Genomic DNA, 21,889 nt, shown 5'->3' with positions numbered 1-21,889 from the left:
CCAGTTCGCCACTATGCCGCACGCGACCAACGCCGGGACCGAGATCCGGTACGAGGTGGACGCCCCCGACACCGGCGACGGCGACGAGGCGGTGGTGTTCTGCGGCGACGTCGGGCTCGGCGCCTGGCAGTTCGGCTGGCAGCACGCGGCGCTCGCCGGTCCACACACCGTGATCACCCCGGAGACGCGCGGTGTCGGGCGGTCCGACGCCCCGCCCGGCCCGTACGCGGTCGGGGAGCTCGCGGCCGACGTGGACGCGGTGTGTGCCGCCGAGGGGATCCGAAACGCTCACCTCGTCGGCTACGGGCTCGGCGGGATGGTCGCGCTGACGGCCGCGGCGAGTTCCTCGCGGCCGGCGAGCGTCGCGCTCGTCGGGACGCCGCCCGCGGGGGACGCCTACAACCCCGACGGCGTCTGGGCCCCCCCGGCCGATCCGGCCGCGGTCGAGGGGTCGCTGAACGGCCTCCTCTCGCTCGACTTCCGTGAGGCCCACCCCGACGCGCTCTCGCGGATCGCGGAGTGGCGCCTCGCGGAGGACGCCGACCGCGAGACGTACGAGGCGCACCGCGCCGCGATCGAGGGGTTCGACCTCACCGGTCGCCTCCACGAGATCACCACGCCCGCGCTCGTCGTCCACGGCACCGACGACACGGTCTGTCCGGCCACGGCCGGGGAGACGCTCGCGGAGGGGCTCCCCCGCGGGGAGTTCCACGGGATCGACGGGGCGCGCCACCTCGTCGGAGTCGAGGCGTCGGCCGCGGTCAACGACCTCCTCGTCGGCTGGCTCGCCGAACACGCGGCCGGCCGGTTCGAGTAGGCGCGGCGTTCGGGGCCGCGCGACGCCCGCGTCCGCGTCGTCGGCCGGGGCGTCCGGCGTCGCAACCGTTTTGTGACTCTCGCCGAACCCTTCACCTGATGACTCGCCTCCGGTTCGCCCTGCTGAACGCCGCCCACGACGGTGCGAACACCCGGCGGAACTTCCGCAGAGAACTCGACGCCGACCTCGTCGAGTTCGACGCCGTCGCGGGAGACCTCCCCGATCACACCGAGTTCGACGGCGTCGTGGTGACCGGGTCGCGCTCGTCGGTCTACTGGGACGAGGCGTGGATCCCGCCGCTCGTCGACTACGTCGCCGAGGCCGCCGACGCCGGCGTCCCCGTCCTCGGCGTCTGTTACGGTCACCAGGTGCTCGCGGAGGCGCTCGGCGGCCGCGTCGCGGGCATGGACGGGTTCGAGATCGGCTACAACGAGATCCGCCGACCTCGCGACGACCCGCTGTTCGAGGGGATCGACGAGACGTTCACCGCCTTCACCACCCACGGCGACGCAGTCGTCGAACTCCCGCCGTCAGCGACGCTGCTCGCGGAGAACGACCGCGGCGTCCACGCGTTCCGCGACGGCCACTGCTGGGGGGTCCAGTTCCACCCGGAGTACGACATCGACACGGCCCGCGACGTGACCGACGGTAAGCGGGATCAGATCGGTGACGCCCGCGTGGACGGCGTCCTCGAGTCGATCACGCCCGACGCCTACGACGCCGCCTGCGAGGCGAAGCAACTGTTCGAGAACTTCACCGGTTACGCCGAGCGGTTGGCGGCCGAGCGGGCGGAGCGGGCGGCCGCGGACGACTGAGCGGGTCGACCGGTTCGACGGAGGCGCGACCGCCGCGCCGCTCGACCGGCACGACCGATGCGACGACTGACCGGCGCGATTCCACGCCGTCCGCCCGCGGCCCCCGGTCGAACACCCTTATACGGTTCCCGTCCCGAACTCGGGTATGAACGTAGTACCGGACACGAGCGCGGTCGTCGACGGCCGCGTGTCCGAACGCGTCGCGGACGGGACCTACGAGTCGGTCACCGTGTTCGTCCCGGAGGCGGTCGTCGGCGAGTTGGAGTCGCAGGCGAACGACGGGCTCGAATCCGGCTGGGACGGGCTCAGCGAACTCAAGCGGCTCGCGGACTACGCCGACGACGGGACGATCGAGCTGCGGTACGTCGGCGAGCGCGCGAGCGGCGACGCCCGCTCGAACGCACACGAGGGCGACGTGGACGCGCTGATCCGCGACCTCGCCGCCGACCACGACGCGACGCTCCTCTCCAGCGACGTGGTTCAGGCCGAGGTGGCCCGCGCGAAGGGGCTCGACGTCGAGTACGTCGAGCCCGTCGCCCGCGGCGTCGTCGACGAGCTGCCGATACAGGACTTTTTCACCGACGAGACGATGTCAGTCCACCTCAAGACGGGGACCGTCCCGAAGGCGAAACGCGGGGCGCTCGGCGAGATGCGCTACGTCGAGATCGCGGACGACCCCACCGACGAGGCGCAGCTGCGGGAGTGGGCGAACTCGATCGTCGACCTGGCCCGCCAGTCGAGCGAGGGGTTCATCGAGCTCTCTGACGACGGGATGAACATCGTCCAGTTCCGCAACTACCGGATCGCGGTGGCGCGCCCGCCGTTCGCCGACGGCGTCGAGATCACCGCCGTCCGCCCCATCGCGAAGACGGACCTCGACGACTACGAGTTCGCCGACGAGCTCCGCGACCGGTTCGCGGAGCGGAAACGCGGGGTCCTCATCTCGGGCTCGCCCGGCGCCGGGAAGTCGACGTTCGCGCAGGCGGTCGCGGAGTTCCTAAACGACAGCGACTACGCGGTGAAGACGATGGAGAAGCCCCGGGACCTCCAAGTCGGTCCCGAGATCACGCAGTACGGCGCGCTCGGCGGCGAGATGGAGAACACCGCCGACTCTCTCCTCCTCGTCCGGCCGGACTACACCATCTACGACGAGGTCCGGAAGACGAACGACTTCGAGGTGTTCTCCGACATGCGTATGGCTGGCGTCGGCATGGTCGGCGTCGTCCACGCCTCCCGCGCCATCGACGCGCTCCAGCGGCTCGTCGGCCGCGTCGAACTCGGGATGATCCCGCAGATCGTCGACACCGTCGTCTACATCGAGGCCGGTGAGGTCCACACGGTCTACGACGTGACGACGGAAGTGAAGGTGCCGGCGGGGCTCACCGCCGAGGACCTTGCCCGTCCGGTCATTCAGGTGTCGAACTTCGAGACCGGTCGGCCGGAGTACGAGATATACACGTTCAACCGGCAGGTCGTCACCGTCCCGCTCGACGAGGACGGCGGCGAGGCGGGGAGCGAGACGGGCGTCGGCCGCATCGCGAAAAAGGAGATCGAACGCGAGATCCGCTCGGTCGCGCACGGCCACGTCGAGGTGGAGCTGAACGGCGACGACGAGGCGGTCGTCTACGTCACCGAGGGCGACATCGGCACGGTGATCGGGAAGGGCGGCGGCCGCATCGCCGACATCGAGAACCGCCTCGGGATCGACATCGACGTCCGCACGCACGACGAGAAGCCCGGCGGGTCCGGCGGCGGTCCCGCCGGCGGCCCCGAGAACGGGCACGGCGACGGGCAGGTCGGCGCCGAGCGCGGGACGGTGGTCGCGCCGGAGATCACCTCGCGTCACGTCGTCATCGATGTCGACGACGAGGTCGGCGAGACGGTCGAAGTGCGCGCGGACGGCGAGTACCTCTTCACCGCCACGGTCGGGCGCGGCGGTGAGGTTCAGGTCTCGCGCGGCTCGGCCATCGCCGAGGAACTGGAGGACGCGATCGACCGGAACCGGACCGTGACGGTCGTCCCGGCGCGGTGAATCCCGCAACCGGCCGTTCGGGTCGGACGTAGCCGCCCGACGGCCGTCCGATCGCCCCGCTGGCTGGCGATCGCATCCACGCCAGACGTTTTCGCTCGCTGTCACGTCGTCGTTCGACGCGGCCACATACCACGATTGTCGTAACGTATCCCTCCTGAAAGATAACGCTTTTTTGACGGCCTAGATAACTCGGGGTATGGCTGATGAGTTAAAACGCGGGCTCGAGGGCGTCCTCGTCGCGGAGTCAGATCTGAGCTACGTCGACGGCGAGGTCGGGAAGCTCGTGTATCGCGGGTACGACATCGAAGACCTGGCGCGGGGCGCGAGCTACGAGGAGGTGCTGTACCTCCTGTGGCACGGCTCGCTCCCCACCGCCGCGGAGCTCGACGCGTTCGCCGCCGACCTCGCGGCGGAGCGCGAGGTTGACGACGACGTCATCGAGACGGTCCGCGCGCTCGCGGACGCCGGCGAGCGTCCGATGGCCGCGCTCCGGACCGCGACGTCGATGCTGTCGGCGTACGACCCGGACGACGAGGCCGACCCCGGTGAGGCCACGCTTCGTCAGGGACGACGGATCACGGCGAAGATCCCGACGGTCCTCGCCGCGTTCGAGCGCGTCCGTCAGGGCGAGGAGCCGGTCGCCCCCGACCCGGACCTCTCGCACGCCGGGAACTTCCTCTACATGCTGACCGGGACCGAGCCGGACAACGTGAGCGAGGAGACGTTCGACATGGCGCTCACGCTCCACGCCGACCACGGGCTCAACGCCTCCACGTTCACCGCGATGGTGATCGGGTCGACGATGGCGGACGTTTACTCCGGCGTCACCGGGGGTATCGGCGCGCTCTCCGGCCCGCTCCACGGCGGCGCGAACCAAGACGTGATGGAGGTGCTCCACGAGGTGGACGCCTCCTCGAAAGACCCCGTCCAGTGGGTGAAAGACGCCCGGGACGACGGACGGCGCGTCCCCGGCTTCGGGCACCGCGTCTACAAGGTGAAAGACCCCCGCGCGAACATCCTCGAGGAGAAGCTCCGCGACCTCGCCGAGTCGTCGGGCGACACCAAGTGGCTGGACTACACCACCGCCATCGAGGAGTACCTCACCGAACAGGGGCTCGTCGAGGAGGGGATCGCCCCGAACGTCGACTTCTACTCCGGCTCCGTCTACGACTCGCTCGGCATCCCCGTCGACATGTACACGCCCATCTTCGCGATGAGCCGCGTCGGCGGCTGGATCGCGCACGTCGCCGAGTATCAAGAGGACAACCGCCTCATCCGTCCGCGCGCCCGGTACACCGGTCCGGAAGACAGCAAGTTCGTTCCCCTCGACGAACGGTAACGGTCGCGCCCGCCGCCCACCCGCCTTCTCCGAACGGCTCTTCAAACGTCGCGGCGCGTCACCCGCTCGCAGAATATGTGCGTCCGCGACCGATCGGCCCGGCTCCTCAGATTCCGAACCGCTCGCGGGCGTACTTCGCGAGCAGCGGGACATCGTCGAGGTGAAGCAGCCGCGCCATCCCCGCCTTCTCGCCGCGGTTCGCCTTCGCCAAGATGTCGTCGTCCGTCTCTTGGAGATCGCGCATCAACCGGTCGTACCGCTCGTTGGGTGCGAGGTACAGCAACTCCGTGAGCGTCAGTCGCGACTCCGCGCGCGGCGCCACGTCTCGGTGCCAGAGCGTCTCGTACACCGCGAGGCTCTCCGCGTCGATGCGCCGCTCCGAGTCGGTGAGACAGCGGTCGACGGTCGCCGCGGCGGCGCGGGCCGACTTCATGCCCTTGTGGATCCCTTCTCCCCACAGCGGGTCGATGCTCGGCACGGTGTCGCCGACGGCGAGGAACCGGTCGGTGTACATCTGCTCCGGGCGCTGAATGTGCGCGGAGCCGCGGTGGACCGTCTCGTCGATCTGTTCCGCCTCGGCGAACCGCGGGTCGCGGTCGATCCAGTCGTCGAGGTACCCGTCGACGGTCTTCCCCGCCTCGGCGAACTCGCGGTGGCGGTCGTTCTGGATGTAACAGATGCCGACCTTCGCGGTGTCCTCGCCGGTCGCGAAGATCCACGAGTAGCCGCCGGGCGCGATGTTGTGGTCCAAGCGGAGCATCATCGCCCGCCGGAGGTCCGCGTAGTCCGGGTGGTTCATCTCGACGCCCTCCATCTCGTACTCGATACCGATGGCTTGGTTCTCGCGTTCGAGGTCGACCACGTCGAGCGCGCTGGCGATCGGTGCGGCCGGACCGGTAGCGTCGATCACGATGTCGGCGTACACCGCTTCGTCGCCGTTGTACCGCACCCCCTCGATGACGCCGTCGTCGTCGAGGATCGGCCGCGAGACCCGCGCGTCGAAGCGGTACTCCGCGCCGTTGTCGCGACCGTCGGCGACGAGGAACTGCTTGAACTCCGCGAACTCCAACACCGCGCCCGGCTGGTAGCTCTCATAGTACTCGTTGGGCGACTCCAGCACGACGTCGTCGGTGTACGACATCACGACGTCGTCGGGGATTCCGAAAGAGGACATCATCGACGGGAACGTGCCCGCCGTCGACTTGTTGCTCTGTCGCGGGAACTCGTCTTCCGACTCCGTCTCTAAGACGACGACGTCGTAGTCGCGCGTCGCCAGGTCACGGGCGCACTGCGCGCCCGCCGGACCGGCGCCGGCGATGGCGACGTCGTAGCGGTCAACCATACACGACGGTTACGGACCCACCTAATTAGGCTTGCTGAAACCCACCGGAAAATACGCGCGAACCCCCTCGTTCGCCCGGTTTTGGCCGTCGAGAGAGGTCGGAATTACCGGGGTCTCATCCGGCGGTCGGACGCAGACCCGGCCCCCGAAACGGGCGTCGGATCGGGTCCGCCCGCCGGGACCGCGGCGCGGTTCAGTAGAACTCGCGGACGAGGTCGGTCGCGCCCTCGGGGGCGCCGTCCGGAAGCACCGACATGTCCTCGTCGACGCCGTGCTGCTCGTGGTACGGCACCGACGACTCGTCCTTGTAGATGACGCCCTGGTGTTCCTTCTCGTTGTCGAGGATCACGTCCTTCGCCGCCTCGCGGTCGGTCGGGTCGTGGTCCGCCTCCTTCAGGTCAACCAGCGAGTCGCGGAAGTAGTCGTACGTGTCGACGTCGTTGAAGGTGACGCAGGGGGAGTAGACGTTGACGAAGCCGAACCCGTCGTGCTCGATGGCCTCCTGGATGATCTCTTGGTGGCGGAGCGCGTCCGAGGAGAACGACTGCGCGATGAACGTCGCGCCGGAGGCGAGCGCCAGCGCGTGGGGGTTCACCGGCGGCTGTTTGGGCCCGTCGGGGCTCGTCGACGTCTCGAAGTCCTCGCGGGAGGTCGGCGACGCTTGGCCCTTCGTCAGCCCGTAGATGCGGTTGTCCATCACGACGTACGTCATGTCGACGTTGCGCCGGACGGCGTGGACGAAGTGGCCCGCGCCGATGGAGTAGCCGTCGCCGTCGCCGCCGGCCACCATCACCTCGATGTCGGGCCGCGCCATCTTGACGCCGGTGCCGACGGGGAGCGCGCGCCCGTGAACCCCGTGGAGCGCGTAGCTGTGCATGTACGTGCCGATCTTGCCGGAACAGCCGATGCCGGCGACGACGAAGGTGTTGTCGGGGTCGTTGCCCGTCTCCGCGAGGGCCTTCATCATCCCGTTCATCGTCCCGAAGTCGCCGCACCCCGGGCACCACGTCGGCTGCTTGTCGGACTTGAAATCGGTGAATCGAATGTCTGAGCTCATTGGTTACGCCTCCACCCCCGCTTCGAGGGTCGACTTGATCTCCGCTGCGAGTTCGTCGGCCTTGAACCGCACGCCGTTGTACTTGTTCACGCGGTCGACGCGTTCGAGCACGTCGTGTTCGACGAGGTCCGCGAACTGGCCCTGCTCGTTACACTCGACGACGACCGTCGTCTCGGCGGCCGCCACGTCCTCCGCGAGGTCCGGCCGCGGGAAGATGTACGGGACCGAGAGGACCCGCACGTCCAGTCCGTCCTCGTCGAGGAACTCCACTGCCTCGGCGAGCGCGCCCTCGTTCGACCCCCACGTGATGACGAGGGTGTCCGCGTCCTCGTCACCGAACTCGCGCGGGCTCCAGTCCTCGCGCTCGCGGGCGGTCTCGACCTTGCGGTTGCGCTTGTCGACCTGCTCGACGCGCATCTCCGTGTCCTCTGTCCGGCGGCCCTGCTCGTCGTGTTCGAGGCCGGTGGACATGTGCGCGCCGTCGGCCGTACCGGGGAACGCCCGCGGCGAGACCCCGTCGTCGGTGATCTCGTGGGGCTGGAAGCCGCCCGACTCGCTCATGTGGTCGTCGATCGCCGTCTCGTCGACGACCTTGCCGCGGTCGATCTCCACCTCGTCCATGTCGAACGTCTCCGGGGAGAACGTCTGCTCGGTGACCGCCATCGAGAGGTCGGCGGTGAGGTAGACAGGGAGCTGGTACTTCTCGGCGAGGTTGAACGCCTCGACGGTCTTCCAGAAGCACTCCGAGATGGTGGTCGGCGCGAGGACGAACCGCGGCACCTCGCCGTGGCCGCCGTACAACATCTGGTTCAGGTCGCCCTGCTCCTGTTTCGTCGGCATCCCCGTCGAGGGGCCCGAGCGCATCACGTTACAGATGACGAGCGGCGTCTCCGAGGTGGCGATGAGCCCGAACGTCTCGGTCATCAGGTCGATCCCCGGCCCGGAGGTCGCGGTCATCGCGCGGGCGCCGCCGCGGGCCGCGCCCAGCGCCATGTTGATCGCGGAGAGTTCGTCTTCCGCCTGGACGACGTGGCCGCCGTACCGCTCGATGCGGCCAGTGAGGTACGTCATCACGTCGGTCGCGGGCGTGATCGGGTAGCCGGCGTAGAAGCGGCAGCCGGCCGCGATGGCGCCCATGCCGATCGCTTCGTCGCCGTTGAGGAGGACGTAGTCCTCGTCGGTGGTCTCCAGCGAGTAGTCGAACTCGTGGTCGTACTCGTCGGCGACGTACGACTGGCCCGCGCGGGCCGCCTCCTTGTTGTTGTCGACGAGCTTCTGGCCCTTGTCCTTGAACCGCTTCTCCAGCGCCGAGTCGAGGTTCTCGATGGGGAACTCGGCCACCTCGCAGGCCGCGCCGAGCGCGACGACGTTCCGCATAATCGCGCCGCCGGCCTCCTCGGCCAGGCTCTTCAGCGGCACGTCGAGGCCGATCATCCCCTCGGGGATCTCGACGTCCTGCATCGTCGTCCGTTCGCCGTCGTAGATGATCACCGACCCCTCGTGGAGCTCGTCGAGGTTCTCCTCGATCGTCCGGGGGGTCAACGCGATGAGCACGTCGAGTCGGTCAACGACGCTCTGTACCTTGTCGACGGAGGTTCGCACCTTGTAGGCGGTGTAGCCGCCTCGTATCCGAGATGCGAAGTCCTTCGACGTGAACACGTGTCGACCCGCGCGGGAAAGCGCCTGTGCGAAGATCTTCCCCGTCGAGTCGATGCCGTCGCCGGCCTCTCCGCCGACAGCCCAGTTGAAATCCGCAGCCATGTGCTATGGGCAAGGTTCCGGCGGACTCATCAAAAGGCTTCTGGAAGGAGCCACCGAGGTGTATCTGGACGTACGTCTTCGATATCGCGAATATTGTCAGCTTTGAGCCCTATATACCTTGTAATAACGCACATAATTGGACGTTCGTTCACCAAAATCATCACGATCGACCCTTCGCGTCGGACCCGTTTTCGACGTTTGACGAACTGCGTCGGCCCCGTGCGCGGCGGACTTGTTTACGACGAGGTAGGCCAAGGCGTCGGGTATCCTCGCATCTGGCGTCTATGTGTCGGGTCGTCCCCATGCCGAGGCGGTCGGCCCTGCGGGCCGGTCACCCCAGCGGCGGTCTGGGCCTCCCGTCCGAACCGGTTTCGACATGGGCAGGACCGACGGCGACGGGAAGGCGTTTGTGTCTGCCCCGCCGATCCGACGTATGGACACGACAGCGACGGTCGAGTCGGTGGAGCCGGTCGGCTCCGACACGTACGCCCTCCGCTTCCGCGCCCCCGAGGGGTTCGCGGCCGAACCCGGACAGTTCGTGAAGCTCGGCACCGAGATCGGCGGCGAGTCGGTCGCGCGGTTCTACACCCTCTCGTCGCCCCGCGTCGGCGAGACGTTCGAGGTCACGGTCGGTATCGACCCCGACGAGGGCGGCGAGTTCTCGGCGTTCCTCTCCGGCGCCGAGGCGGGCACCGAGATGACGCTCTCCGGCCCCTTCGGCGACCAGCACTACGACGGCGAGCCACGCGCGGTCGTGATCGCGGGCGGCCCCGGGGTCGGCCCCGCGGTCGCCATCGCTGAGCGCGCGCTCGACGAGGACGCCGAGGCCGCCGTCGTCTACCGCGACGACGACGTGGCCCACGCCGATCGGATCGACGCCCTCCGCGAGCGCGGCGCCGCGGTCAGGCTGCTCGACGGCGATGCCCCCCTGACCGACGCCGTCGCCGACGTCCTCACCGGCGCCGACGGCGGGACCGTGTTCGTCTACGGGTTCGCCGACCTCGTCGCCGACGCGGAGGCCGCCATCGAGGCGGCGGGCGGCGACGCGGACGCCGCGAAGGTCGAGAACTTCGGGTAGGCGCGGCCGCAGGCCGGGCCGTCCGCGCTCGCGTCGGCGCCTCGGCCGATCTTCGCGGCGTCGCCGGCCGGCGCCGCCACGCTTTACACACCTCCCCCGCGAGGACCGGGTATGGACTACCGACGGCTCGGGAACACCGGGCTCAGCGTCTCGGAGCTCTGCTTCGGCACGTGGCGGTTCGGGCGCGAGACGAACGGCGTCGTGGAGACGGGTCGCGAGGAGTCACACGAGCTCCTCGACGCGGCCGCGGACCGCGGGATCAACTTCATCGACACGGCCAACGTCTACGGGACGCCGAACGGGAAAAGCGAGACGTACATCGGCGAGTGGCTCGCGGAGCGGGACCGCGAGGACTACGTGATCGCCTCGAAGGTGTACTTCCCATTCGACGGGCGCGGCGAGCCCGGACCCAACGACTCCGGGCTCGGCCGGAAACACATCCGCGCGCAGATCGAGGGGACCCTCGACCGGCTCGGCACGGACTACCTCGATATCTACTACATCCACCGCTGGGACGAGGACACCCCCATCGAGGAGACGATGCGCGCGCTCGACGAGCTGGTCGCCGAGGGAAAGGTCCACCACCTCGGCGCGTCGACGATGGCGGCGTGGCAACTGACGAAGGCGCAGTGGACCGCCGACGCCAACGGGTACGCGGGCTTCGACGTGGTCCAGCCACTCCACCACGCGGGCTACTACGAGGACGTGAAGGAGTACCTCGACGTCTGTATCGACCAAGACCTTGCGGTCTGCCCGTACTCTCCGCTCGCGGGCGGGTTCCTCACCGGGAAGTACGAGCGCGCCGACCCGGACGACCCCGAGCAGGTGATCGCGCCCGACGGCTCCCGGGCGAGCTTCGACGACCGGTTCGAGCGCTTCTATCTCTCCGAGCGCGGCTGGAAGGTGCTCGACGCGGTCCGCGATGTGGCCGACGAGTGCGACGCGACGCCCGCGCAGGTCGCGCTTGCGTGGCTCTCCGGCTGGGACGAGTTTACCTGCGTCCCCATCGTCGGCGCGCGGACAGTCGATCAGCTCGACGAGAACGTCGCGGCGGCCGACCTCCACCTCTCCGACGAGCAGTGGGACCGGATCATGGACGCGCGCTACGACCCGGACGGGAACCGCTGGGGCCACTGAGCAGTCGCCTCCCGGCCACAAGCGGCCGCTACTCGTCGAAGTCCGGCAGGTCGTCCGGCGCCTCGAAGTCGGCCTCCCAGTCGATGTACTCCTCCTTGAGCGTCTCGCAGACGATCTGCCCGAGCTCCGTGAGCCCCGCGTTGATCGCGGAGACGGTCCCCCACGAGTCGAGGTCCGGGTGGAGGTCGCGCTCCTTCCAGTCCTCTGGCAGCCCCGGCGCGTGGTAGCCGACCCGGTCGGCGAAGTCGTCCCAGAAGAAGTCGAACCGGGAGACTAACTCGAGGTCGAGCGCGATCTGCCAGTCCGCCGCGTCCATGTCGCTGCCCGCGGCCCACTGGTCGAACGCCTCCTCCCACGCGCCCTCGCGGAGGAGCGCTTCGAGGTCGTCGCGGCGGTACTCGCCGCCAGCCACCTCGGCGTCCTCGTACTCGTTCGGGTCGACGGCGGCGAGTTCGGGAGGCTCCGGCAGGTCGACGTCGAGTGACATGGTCCGTAGTGGGTGCCGACGGGCCAAAACGCTACGGGAACGGAGCGCGGCGAGGCGGTCGCCCCCCGCGTCCGCTCCGATCCGGTCCTTTTACCGCGGTTCCGTTCCGAGGTCGGGTATGAACCTCCGCGCCGTCTCGCGTCGGGTCGGGATCGCCGCCGCGGTCGTCACCGTCGTCGCGCTCGTCGCGCCGTACGCGATCATCACGGGGCCGGAGTACGCGTCGCAGCTCGCGTCCTACTACGCCTCCGGGGCCGTCGGCTGGAGCGGGATCGCGCTGTTCGCGCTGCTCGCCGCGGTCGTTATCGCCTCGGTCGAGCAGGGGAACGTCGACCCGGGGACGCTCGCGGGCGTGGCAATCGTCCTCGGGCTCGCGACGACCGCGAGCGCGGCGACGTGGGCGCTCGCGGTCCAACCGACCGCCGTGTTCCGCGACCACCTCTGGCTGGTGTGGCACGCGCCCGCCGTCGTCGCGCTCTCCGTCCCGCTGCCGCTCTCCGCGGCGGTGTACGCCCGAGCGGTGTTATCGTAGCCGAGACGCCGGAACGCGCGGGACGCCTCTTTTCCGACGCGCGCTCGCCGCCCGCGTCGCCGTCGGCCGGCGAACGAAAGGCCCTTATGCCGCACCCGAATATCGTCGAACGGACTAGGTCGGGCGGTTAGGCCCCGCTCGTTACCCGTGAGGCAGTCTTCAGCGGGGACCGAACAGCGGGCACGTCCGGTCAGACCGGCACGGGCCCCGAGAGCCAACGTGGAAGCCTCGTCCGCCGGGGACAGCGGTCCGTGGCGCCCGCTCGCAGGAGCGGTCCGTCGCGGTTCGTCGGCGATATTGGGTCAGGCGCGGAAGCGAGCAGCCCACCGCCGGACGCCAGTCGCTCGTCGGGTCGCGGGGTGGAGGAGGCAATCGGGATACCCCGTGACGGAACGCCGGGCTACCCCGCCTGTCCGCCATTCATACGCTGCTTCCTTCGACGAGTGGTGATGCTGTGACGCTACGGTCGCCGGTGTGAGCGTCGACGCCGCGAGCGTTTACTTATACGTAAAATCACCCTCATCCGGGCTCCAGTTATACGCAACTGACGCCGCCACGCTGAGCAACCTCGAACACCCAGCCGCTCGGCTGTCTGACGATACCATTTATGAATTATCGATCGAAACGACCACCACCGAAGCCCCAGCCGCGAGCCCCGCCCCGCACAGCGACCGCGCCTCACACCTCCCCAGCCTCGTCGGTGGTCCTCCGCTCCGCTCCGGACCACCGACTCCCTCGCGCGTGCTCCTCGCGTCCGAAGGACGCTCGGAGGCACGCGCCACAGCGGCCACAAAAAACCAGTCTCGCGGCTCAGCGACCGGTGTCGTACTTGTACGTCGCCGAGTCGGGGTCGATCCCGAAGTCCTCCGCCGACTCCTCCGGCTCGTCGTCGCCCGTCGGCTCGGCGTCCTTGAACGCCCGCCGGAACCGGTCCGCCATCTCGAACGCGTCGACGGTCAGTTCGAGGCCGACGACCCCGCCGCCGAGGAACTCGCGCTTCTCGGTGAGGCGGTCCGAGAGGGCCGGCGGGAGGTCGTCGGTGTCGACGCGCTCGAAGCCGAACTGCGTCAGGTACTCCGGCTGGTCGGTGAGCACGTACACCGTCTCGAACCCGTCCGCGGCCGCGGTGTCGACGAGGCGCTCCACGACGTGCGCCCCGACGCCGCGGTCGCGCCACTCGGGGAGGACGCCGATGCCGGTGAGCTCGATCCGGTTTTCCTCGTCCTCGTCGCCGCGGTGGAGCCGGAGCCGACCGAACCCGGCCCGGTCGCCCGACTCCTCGTCGACCGCGATCACGTAGTCCCGCGACCGGAAGGCGACGTCGTCGAGCCCCAGCTGCTCGATCGCGTCCAACAACCACGCCTCGTCACGGTTTTTGGCGTCGCGGACGTACATAGACGGCTGTACGAGGGCGGAGGTGAAAAGCGGTTCCCCGGCCCGATCGTCCGCCGTCATCGCGTCGCTTTTGCCCGCCGGCCGCCGACCCGACGCGTATGGAATTCGCCGCGCTGGCTGAGCGGGCGGAACGGGTGGCCGCGCACGACGGCGACATCGAGACGACCCTCGCGGTCGCCGACCTGCTCGCGGACGCCGGCGACGGCGGCGCGAACCACGGGTCGACCGACGACCTCCCGGTCGTCGTCCGGTTCCTCCTCGGTCGTGTCTTCCCCGCCCACGACACCCGTACGCTCGACGTCGGGCCCGCGCTCTGCCGTGAGGCGATCGCCCGCGCCGCGGGCCCGAACGTCGACGCCGCCGACGTCGAGGACCGCCTCGCCGAGCGGGGCGAGATCGGTGCGGTCGCGGCCGCGTACGACTTCGGCGGCCAGCGGGGCCTCGCCGCGTTCGGCTCCGGTCGCGACGCGCTCACGGTGGCCGCGCTCGACGAGGAACTCCGCAACCTCGCGGCCGCGAGCGGCGACGGCAGCGAGTCGCGCAAACGCGACGCCCTGTTCGGGCTGTTCACCCGCTGTTCGCCGAGCGAGGCGGCTTTCCTCGCCCGCCTTGTCCTCGGCGAGATGCGGCTCGGCGTCGGCGAGGGAACCGTCCGGGACGCGATCGCGGAGGCGTTCCTGACCTCCGAGACGGCCCACGACGGCGACGAGTCCGGGGACGACGATGACGGCCCCGCCGACGGCGACGGTCCCGAACTCACCGCGCCCGACGACGCGGTCGCGGCCGTCGAGCGCGCGCTTCAGGTGACGAACGACTACGGGCGGGTCGCCGTCCGCGCCCGCGACGAGGGAATCGCGGGGCTCCGCGAGGAGTCGCTGCGCGTCGGCCGCCCGGTCCAGGCGATGCTCGCGCAGGCGGGCACCGCGACCGACGCGCTCGACGCGTTCGGCGAGGTCGCCGTCGAGACGAAGTTCGACGGGGCTCGCGTTCAGGTTCACTACGCGCCGCACGGAGCCGAGGCGGACGACGGCGTGCCGGACGGCGACGCGCCGGGCGGCGAGGGCACCGCGCTTGGTCCACGGCTCTACTCGCGGAACATGGACGACGTGACGGACGCGCTCCCCGAGATCGTCGAGTTCGTCGCCGACCGCGTCGACGCGCCCGTCATCCTCGACGGCGAGGTCGTCGCGGTCGACGACGACGGCGACCCGCTCCCGTTTCAGGAGGTGCTGCGGCGGTTCCGGCGAAAACACGACATCGACCGGATGCGCGAGGCGGTCTCCCTGCGGCTCCACGCGTTCGACTGCCTCCACGCCGACGGTGACGACTTACTCGAGGAACCCCTCACCGCGCGCCACGAGCGGCTCCACGAGTTCCTCCCGGACGCAGCCGCGGATCTCACCGTCGCCGCGGACACGGATTCGATCGCGGCCGAGGAGCGGGCCGCGCTCGACGCGGGCCACGAGGGCGTCATGCTGAAGAACCCCGACGCGGCGTACACTCCTGGCGACCGCGGGCGCGACTGGCTGAAGCGAAAGCCCGACGTGGAGACGCTCGACGCCGTCGTCGTCGGGGCCGAGTGGGGCGAGGGGCGCCGTGCGGAGCTGTTCGGCACGTTCCTGCTCGCGGTCCGCGAGGGGGACGAGTCCGCGGCGCAGAACGCCGGGAACGACGCGGCCGACCGCGACGCCGGCGGCCGCGACGCCGACGACCCCGCGCCACCGGGGTACGCCACGGTCGGCAAGGTGGCGACGGGGATCACCGACGAGGGGCTCGCGGACCTCACGGAGCGGTTGGAGCCGCACGTCGTCGACGAGACGGGGACGACGGTCTCGTTCGACCCCGAACTCGTGGTCGAGGTCGGCTACGAGGAGATCCAGACCTCGCCGACGTACTCCGCAGGCTACGCGCTCCGGTTCCCCCGCTTCGTCGGCGTCCGCGAAGACAAGGGGGTCGACGACGCCGACTCGCTCGCCCGCGTCCGTCGGTTCGCCGGCGACGGCTGACGTTCCGACACGCGAAACTCCTTGACGGTCCGGTTCGTAGTGTAACACATGCCAGGCCCGCTCGGCGACGCGACGCGGCGAGACCTCACCGACGCGGCCGTCGAGCGACTCGCGGCGGCGGGGTTCGAGGTCGACCGCCCGGAGACGGGCGCCGAGCCGCCGGCGGTCGCGACCCGCGGCGACGACCGGTTGGCGGTGGAGCCGCTCGCAGCGGACGACGCGACGCCGATCGTGATCGCCTCGCGGCTCGGCCACGCGCTCGACCGGGGCCGCCGCGCGCTGTTCGTCGCCCGCGACGCCGACACCGCGGCGGCCGTGCGCGACCTCCTCGCCGACCCGCCGCTGCTCGCCGAGCGGACCGACGGTCGACGAACCTTCCACCTCGGCCCGGACCGGGTCCCGGTCTCGGGCGGCGGCTACGCCTGCGTCCGCGCCGACGGCCTCGGCCATCCGACGTTCGGCTGGCGCGAGACGGACACGCCCCTCGGCCCGGTGACGGCCCGCTCGGACGTCGACGCCGCCGCGGTCGACGACGAAGGGCGACCCGTCGTCCCCCGGCTCCTCTGCGAGGTCGACGGCGAGGCGGTCGCCGTCCTCGCCGGCGTCGATAGCCTCCAGACCCCGCCGGACGAGGCGTTCCCGTTCGCGTACCGCCGCGATCCGGACGACAAGCGGTTCCGCGTCCGGCGGGGAGGCGACGGGACGGTCGTCGAGACGGTCAGCGGGTTCGCGGCGCTGCGCGAGGCCGGATACGTTCCGATTCCGATGCCGCTCGTTCCCGAGCACGCGCTGGGGCGGTCGATCGACGACGAGACGCTCACGGCGGCGTGGGACCTGCTCGTGATCGGTGAGGGCGAATCGGTCGACGACGGGGCGATCGGCGACACGGCCCTCGACGCCGACCGCGACCGATAGCCACCCTCAAGACGAGCGCGCCCGCAGACGGTAACATGACGGTCCGCTACGAGGAGTTCTCGGTGGAGTGGCTCGGCTACGCGACGGCGCGGCTGGAGACGGACGGGGGGCCGGTGGCCTACACCGACCCCGGCCGGTACGGCGTCCTCGACGACTACTGGGCGCGCGACGGCGACCTCGTCGTCGTCACCCACGACCACCACTACGACAGCGACGGGATCCGGTCTGTCGCGAGCGAGGACGCGACGCTCGTGATCTACGACGGGGTCGACCCCGCCGGCATCGACCGCGACGTGGAGCCGATCGACGCGCTCGCGGAAGAGTACGAGGTCGTCCGCGTCGGCGAGGAAGACCGCGTCGACGTCGAGACGCCCGCCGGCGAGGTACGGGTCTGGCCCGTCCCGGCACACAACGATCCGGAGGGGCCGAACGCGGACGCCGACGGCTCGGTCGCGCACCCGCCCGGGTTCGGCTGCGGCTTCCTCCTGTCGCTCGGCGGGCGCACCGTCTTCTGGCCCGGCGACTCGGACGCGCTCGACGGGTTCGCCGAGCTCGACGTCTCCGTCTTCCTCGCGAACATCGGCGGGGGCGGCATCGTCTCGGACCCCCGCGAGGCGGCGGACCTGGCCGAGGCGATGGACCCCGACCTCGTCGTCCCGATCCACTACGACACGTTCGACCTGCTGGAAGCCGACGGCGAGGCGTTCGCCGGGGACGTGGCGAGCCGGTCGATACCGGTCGCGCTCGACGCGCGCTCGGCGAACCAGTAGTCGGACCGGGCGGACGGAGACCCGAATCTGACGGACTGATTGCCGAACCGGACGGCGCGAACCTCTCGGCCGGTGGCCTTTTTACTCCGCCGCGTCCTTCCCCGGTCGCATGACCACCGAGTCCGCGCTGGCCGACGGGGTCCGGGAGGCGCTTTCGGTCGACGCCGAGGCGTTCGCCGAGCGCGCGGCCGAGGAGGCCGAGATCGTCAAACAGGAGCTACGCGACGGCTCCTTCGACAACCACCAGTCGATCGTCGGCTTCGAGTACGAGTTCTACGCGGTCGGCGACGGCCGGTGGAGCGAGGAGTCCCGGGCCGGCGAGTACGCGCTGATGCGCGTGCCGCGCCGCCTCTTGGAGCTGATGGGCTTCGAGAAGGAGCTGGGGCTCCACAACGCCGAGATGTCCACGAGCCCGCAGCCCCTCTCCGACCACGGGCTCCGCGCCCAGCTCGCCGAGGTCCGCGCCCGACTGGAGGCCGCAGAGAACACCGCGGGCGTCGAGGGGATGCGCCTCGTCTCCGACGGCCTCTGGACTATCCCGCCGGCGGGCGAGACCGCGGAGGGATACCTCACCGACAGCGTCGCTGTCGACGGCGTGGTGGTCGCGGTCAACATGAGCGACGCGGTCCGGTACCACGCGATGGCGAACTCGCGCCGAGACGACCTGAACGCCACCGACGCGAACGGGGGCGCCGCGACCGACGCCGAGGAAGAGCCGGTCGTCACCCTCGACGCGCCGGGCGTGTCGCTGGCGGCGGAGACGGTGATGCCCGAGAGCCTCATCACGTCGATCCAGCCCCACTATCAGGTGGCGCACGCCGAGACGCTGCCGCGGCACTTCCGGTACGCGCTTCGGATCGCCGGTCCCCTGCTGGCGCTCGGCGTCAACTCGCCGTTCTTCCCGCCGGCGCTGTACGACGACGGCTGGGACGGCGAGCGTGTCCTCGCCGAGGGGGCGACGGAGAACCGGGTCCACGTCTTCGAGTCCGTCCTCAACGCGCGGACCGACGCCGACAAGGTCCGGTTCCCCCGGGAGTTCCGCGACGTCGAGACAGCGGTCGACCGCATCGCGGCCGACGAGACGCTCATCCCGATGCCGGACCCGGGCGGCAGCGATCGCTTCGACGACGACTTCGCGACGTTCCGGACGAAACACGGCAGCTACTGGCGTTGGGTTCGCCCCGTCTTCGAGGGGGCGAGCCGCTCGGCCGCGAACGCCCGGATCGAGTTCCGGCCGATCCCCGGCCAGCCCACGGTCCGCGACTCCATCGCGTTTCAGGCGGCCTTCGCCGGGCTGATGCAGGCGCTCGCCCAGCACGAACACCCCGTCATCGGCCTCGAGTGGGAGACCGCGCGCGACAACTTCTACGCCGCCGTCGCCGACGGGCTCGACGCCGACATGGAGTGGATCGACCGCGACGGCCACCGGACGACCGACTCGGACGCGATGTACGCGGACCTCCTCGATCACGCGGAGGCCGGGCTCCGGACCGCCGGCTGCGCGGACGACGAGGCCGCGAAATGGATCGCGCCACTGCGGTGGCGCGTCGCGAACCGCACGACACCGGCGAGCTGGAAGCGGGACCGCGTCCGCGCCCGACTCGACGACGGCGACGACTTCGCGACCGCGGTGGTCGACACCCAGCGCGAGTACATCCGCCAGCAGGCCGACGCCCTCATCGACGGCGGCTTCTCGGCGTGGACGGACGGGGAGTGACCGCCCCGTGGACGCCCGGCGACGCGGGAGCCGGACGGCGCGACCGCGACACAGTACAGTTATCGGTCCGCCGCGTCACGCGGCCGTATGGACGAGCTGATCGCCGCGGCGCGCGAAGCCCTCGACGCCGCCCACGTCCCCTACTCCGAGTACCGCGTCGGCGCCGCGCTCCGGACCGCCGACGGCACCGTCTACACCGGCTGTAACATCGAGAACGCGAACTACTCCAACAGCCTCCACGCCGAGGAGGTTGCGCTCGCGGAGGCGGTGAAGAACGGGCACCGCGAGTTCGACCGGATCGCGGTCTCGTCGGGCGTCCGCGACGGGGTCACCCCCTGCGGGATGTGCCGGCAGACGCTCGCGGAGTTCGCGGCCGACGACCTCGTCGTCGCCTGCGACGAGGGCGACGACGCGGTCACGGAGTACACGCTCGGGGAACTGCTCCCGAACACGATCAACGAGGGCACGCTCGACGACGCGAGAGAGGACTGACGCGAGGGAGGACCGACGCGAGAGAGGACTAGATCGGCGGGAGACCCGTCCGGCCGAGACGGAACTACTTTTAAACGGCTCGCCGAAGGGCGGAGACATGACCGACGACAGCGAGGACCCCAACGACGAGGCCGGATACCACGTCGAGGCCGCGCCCGACGACGTCGCGGACGCGGTCCTCCTTCCCGGTAACCCCGAGCGCGTCGACAAGATCACCGCGCTGTGGGGCGACCACAAGGAGGTCGCGCGCCACCGCGAGTACCGCACCGCGACCGGCAGCTACGACGGCGCCCCGATCTCGGTCACCTCAACCGGGATCGGCTCCCCCTCGGCCGCCATCGCCGTCGAGGAGCTCGCGCGCGTCGGCGTCGACACGTTCATCCGCGTCGGCTCCTGCGGCGCGATCCAGCCGGAGATGGACGTCGGCGACCTCGTCATCACCACCGGCGGCGTCCGGCAGGAGGGGACGAGCGACGAGTACGTGCGCGAGGACTACCCGGCGAGCGCCGACGGCGAGGTGGTCTCCGCCCTGGTCGCGGCCGCCGAGCGGCTCGGTCACGACTACCACACGGGCGTCACGATGAGCGCCGACTCCTTCTACGCCGGACAGGGGCGACCCGGGTTCGAGGGGTTCGAGGCCGCCGGCTCCGACGAGCTCGTCGCGGAGCTTCAGGACGCGAACGTGAAGAACATCGAGATGGAGGCGTCGGCCATCCTCACGGTCGCGAACGTGTACGGGCTCCGCGCCGGCGCGGTCTGCTCGGTGTACGCCAACCGCGTGACCGGCGAGTTCCGGACCGAGGGCGAGTCGCGCGCGGCCGAGACCGCGAGCCTCGCGGTGAAGCTCCTCACGCGGATGGACGAGGTGAAACGCGAGGCGGGCGCGGACCGCTGGCACGCCGGCCTCTCGCTGTAGCGGGCGCTCCGGCCGTCACGCTGCTCGCTGCCGAGCGCGGGCGTTCCAAAGCGACTTTACCCACGGACCGCGGAGCGGCAGGCATGAGTACACAGGTCGTGGTCGTCGGCTCCGGGTACGCCGGCGCAGGGGCGGTGAAGGCGTTCGAAGACGAGGTCGGCGAGGGCGAGGCCGAGCTCACGTGGATCTCGGAACACGACTACCACCTCGTTCTCCACGAGGCCCACCGCGCGATCCGGAACCCCGCGGTCGAAGACAAGATCACGATCCCCGTCGACGAGATCAAATCCCCCGAGTCCGACTTCGTCCAGGGCCGGGTCGTCGACGTCGACACCGACGAGCGCGCCGTCGAGACCGACGACGGCACGACCGTCGACTACGACTACCTCCTCCTCGCGGTCGGCTCCACGACCGCCTTCTTCGGCATCGAGGGGCTGAAGGAGAACGCCCACCAGCTGAAGGGGCTCGACGACGCGAAGGCGATCCACGAGGACGTCCGCGAGGCGGCCGCCGACGCGACCCGCTCGGACCCGGCGCAGGTCGTCGTCGGCGGCGCCGGCCTCTCCGGCATCCAGACGGCCGGTGAGATCGCCGAGTACCGCGATAAGCACCGCGCCCCGCTCGAGATCAAACTGGTCGAGGGGCTCGACGAGGTGTTCCCCGGCAACGACCCGCAGATCCAGGGGGCGCTCCGCCAGCGGCTGGAGGACGCCGACATCGAGATCCTCACCGGCGACTTCATCTCGGAGGCCGACGAGGGGGCTGTCTACCTCGGTGGCGGCGAGGACGAGGAGCCGGAAGAGCTCGGCTACGACGTGCTGATCTGGACCGGCGGCATCACGGGCCAGCCCGAACTGGGCAACGTCGAGGTCGAGAAGGACGACCGCTCGAACCGCGTCCACGCCGGCTCCGACTTCAGCACCAGCGACGACCGCGTGTTCGCCATCGGCGACACCGCCCTCGTCGAGCAGGGCGACGACGACGTGGCCCCGCCGACCGCGCAGGCCGCCTGGCAGGCCGCGGAGGTCGCGGGCGCGAACCTCGCCCGCGCCGCCCGCGGCGCGCCGCTCCGCTCGTGGACCCACGAGGACAAGGGGACGGTCATCTCGGTCGGTGAGGAGGCCGTCGCTCACGACGTGATGGGGATGCCGATCAAGACGTTCGGCGGCACGCCCGCGAAGCTGCTGAAGAAGGGCATCGCCACGCGCTGGATCGCCAAGGTCTCCTCCGCGAGCCGCGGCGTCAGCGCGTTCGGCGACATGTGAGATCGGCCGACGCGCG

At 70.4% G+C, this 21,889-nt stretch carries 19 protein-coding genes and 1 other RNA gene; 15 read left to right on the top strand and 5 right to left on the bottom strand.

Annotation, left to right across the window (positions count from 1 at the left end):
• The first annotated feature begins 13 nt into the window (after window positions 1–13).
• The 4 genes from EXE52_RS02245 (at window position 14) to citZ (ending at window position 5,003) form a co-directional block, all read left to right on the top strand.
• Complete coding sequence (locus EXE52_RS02245; protein WP_049931202.1) at window positions 14–817, top strand: alpha/beta fold hydrolase; 804 nt, start codon at window positions 14–16, stop codon at window positions 815–817.
• Between the two features lie 98 nt (window positions 818–915).
• Complete coding sequence (locus tag EXE52_RS02240) at window positions 916–1,632, top strand: type 1 glutamine amidotransferase (RefSeq protein WP_049931200.1); 717 nt, start codon at window positions 916–918, stop codon at window positions 1,630–1,632.
• Between the two features lie 145 nt (window positions 1,633–1,777).
• Window positions 1,778–3,664: a PINc/VapC family ATPase gene (locus EXE52_RS02235; RefSeq protein WP_089307896.1), complete on the top strand. Its 1,887-nt coding sequence runs from the start codon at window positions 1,778–1,780 to the stop codon at window positions 3,662–3,664.
• Window positions 3,665–3,860: 196 nt separating this feature from the next.
• A complete protein-coding gene (gene citZ / locus EXE52_RS02230; RefSeq protein ID WP_089307895.1) occupies window positions 3,861–5,003 on the top strand; it encodes a citrate synthase in 1,143 nt (380 codons plus the stop codon).
• A 106-nt stretch (window positions 5,004–5,109) separates the two neighbouring features.
• Here citZ and EXE52_RS02225 read toward each other — a convergent pair whose 3' ends face one another.
• The 3 genes from EXE52_RS02225 to EXE52_RS02215 all read right to left on the bottom strand — a co-directional run bounded on the left by EXE52_RS02225 (window position 5,110) and on the right by EXE52_RS02215 (window position 9,163).
• Window positions 5,110–6,345, bottom strand: a complete 1,236-nt coding sequence (locus EXE52_RS02225) for a digeranylgeranylglycerophospholipid reductase (protein ID WP_049931194.1) — start codon at window positions 6,343–6,345, stop codon at window positions 5,110–5,112.
• A 193-nt stretch (window positions 6,346–6,538) separates the two neighbouring features.
• Window positions 6,539–7,402, bottom strand: coding sequence for a 2-oxoacid:ferredoxin oxidoreductase subunit beta (locus EXE52_RS02220; RefSeq protein ID WP_049931193.1), 864 nt, complete (start codon window positions 7,400–7,402; stop codon window positions 6,539–6,541).
• A 3-nt stretch (window positions 7,403–7,405) separates the two neighbouring features.
• A complete protein-coding gene (locus EXE52_RS02215) occupies window positions 7,406–9,163 on the bottom strand; it encodes a 2-oxoacid:acceptor oxidoreductase subunit alpha (RefSeq protein ID WP_089307894.1) in 1,758 nt (585 codons plus the stop codon).
• A 433-nt stretch (window positions 9,164–9,596) separates the two neighbouring features.
• Between EXE52_RS02215 and EXE52_RS02210 the strand changes: the two genes are divergently transcribed.
• Both EXE52_RS02210 and EXE52_RS02205 read left to right on the top strand, forming a co-directional pair.
• Window positions 9,597–10,241, top strand: a complete 645-nt coding sequence (locus tag EXE52_RS02210) for an FAD-dependent oxidoreductase (RefSeq protein ID WP_089307893.1) — start codon at window positions 9,597–9,599, stop codon at window positions 10,239–10,241.
• Between the two features lie 111 nt (window positions 10,242–10,352).
• Window positions 10,353–11,378 (top strand): aldo/keto reductase, encoded by a 1,026-nt coding sequence (locus EXE52_RS02205; RefSeq protein ID WP_089307892.1) that lies wholly within the window; start codon window positions 10,353–10,355, stop codon window positions 11,376–11,378.
• Between the two features lie 28 nt (window positions 11,379–11,406).
• Here EXE52_RS02205 and EXE52_RS02200 read toward each other — a convergent pair whose 3' ends face one another.
• Entirely contained in the window at window positions 11,407–11,865 is a 459-nt protein-coding gene (locus EXE52_RS02200; protein ID WP_049931186.1) for a hypothetical protein, read from the bottom strand.
• 118 nt (window positions 11,866–11,983) lie between these two features.
• Between EXE52_RS02200 and EXE52_RS02195 the strand changes: the two genes are divergently transcribed.
• Both EXE52_RS02195 and ffs read left to right on the top strand, forming a co-directional pair.
• Complete coding sequence (locus EXE52_RS02195; protein ID WP_086219636.1) at window positions 11,984–12,397, top strand: hypothetical protein; 414 nt, start codon at window positions 11,984–11,986, stop codon at window positions 12,395–12,397.
• A 107-nt stretch (window positions 12,398–12,504) separates the two neighbouring features.
• Window positions 12,505–12,816, top strand: an RNA gene (gene ffs, locus EXE52_RS02190) — signal recognition particle sRNA.
• A 391-nt stretch (window positions 12,817–13,207) separates the two neighbouring features.
• Here ffs and EXE52_RS02185 read toward each other — a convergent pair.
• Window positions 13,208–13,792, bottom strand: coding sequence for a GNAT family N-acetyltransferase (locus EXE52_RS02185; protein WP_049931183.1), 585 nt, complete (start codon window positions 13,790–13,792; stop codon window positions 13,208–13,210).
• Window positions 13,793–13,890: 98 nt separating this feature from the next.
• On the opposite strand from EXE52_RS02185, the gene EXE52_RS02180 reads away from it, so the two are divergent.
• From EXE52_RS02180 to EXE52_RS02150, 7 genes are all read left to right on the top strand, one after another.
• Entirely contained in the window at window positions 13,891–15,798 is a 1,908-nt protein-coding gene (locus EXE52_RS02180) for an RNA ligase family protein (RefSeq protein ID WP_089307891.1), read from the top strand.
• Window positions 15,799–15,846: 48 nt separating this feature from the next.
• A complete protein-coding gene (locus EXE52_RS02175; RefSeq protein WP_089307890.1) occupies window positions 15,847–16,713 on the top strand; it encodes a hypothetical protein in 867 nt (288 codons plus the stop codon).
• A gap of 35 nt (window positions 16,714–16,748) precedes the next feature.
• Window positions 16,749–17,483 carry an MBL fold metallo-hydrolase gene (locus EXE52_RS02170; RefSeq protein ID WP_089307889.1) on the top strand — a complete coding sequence of 245 codons (735 nt, stop codon included), beginning with the start codon at window positions 16,749–16,751 and terminating at the stop codon, window positions 17,481–17,483.
• Window positions 17,484–17,592: 109 nt separating this feature from the next.
• On the top strand, window positions 17,593–19,200 hold the full coding sequence (locus EXE52_RS02165; protein ID WP_049931175.1) for a hypothetical protein: 1,608 nt from the start codon (window positions 17,593–17,595) through the stop codon (window positions 19,198–19,200).
• 87 nt (window positions 19,201–19,287) lie between these two features.
• The gene (cdd, locus tag EXE52_RS02160) at window positions 19,288–19,692 is read left to right on the top strand and encodes a cytidine deaminase (RefSeq protein WP_049931171.1); all 405 of its coding nucleotides are present in this window, start codon (window positions 19,288–19,290) and stop codon (window positions 19,690–19,692) included.
• A 97-nt stretch (window positions 19,693–19,789) separates the two neighbouring features.
• Entirely contained in the window at window positions 19,790–20,608 is an 819-nt protein-coding gene (locus EXE52_RS02155; protein WP_089307888.1) for a nucleoside phosphorylase, read from the top strand.
• An 83-nt stretch (window positions 20,609–20,691) separates the two neighbouring features.
• On the top strand, window positions 20,692–21,873 hold the full coding sequence (locus EXE52_RS02150; RefSeq protein ID WP_049931168.1) for an NAD(P)/FAD-dependent oxidoreductase: 1,182 nt from the start codon (window positions 20,692–20,694) through the stop codon (window positions 21,871–21,873).
• The last annotated feature ends 16 nt before the right edge of the window (window positions 21,874–21,889 follow it).

This window comes from Halorubrum sp. CGM4_25_10-8A, assembly GCF_005435025.1.
Lineage (GTDB): Archaea > Halobacteriota > Halobacteria > Halobacteriales > Haloferacaceae > Halorubrum > Halorubrum ezzemoulense.
The sequence above is the reverse complement of the archived record's forward strand: the minus strand, read 5'-3'. Positions and strand labels throughout refer to the sequence as shown.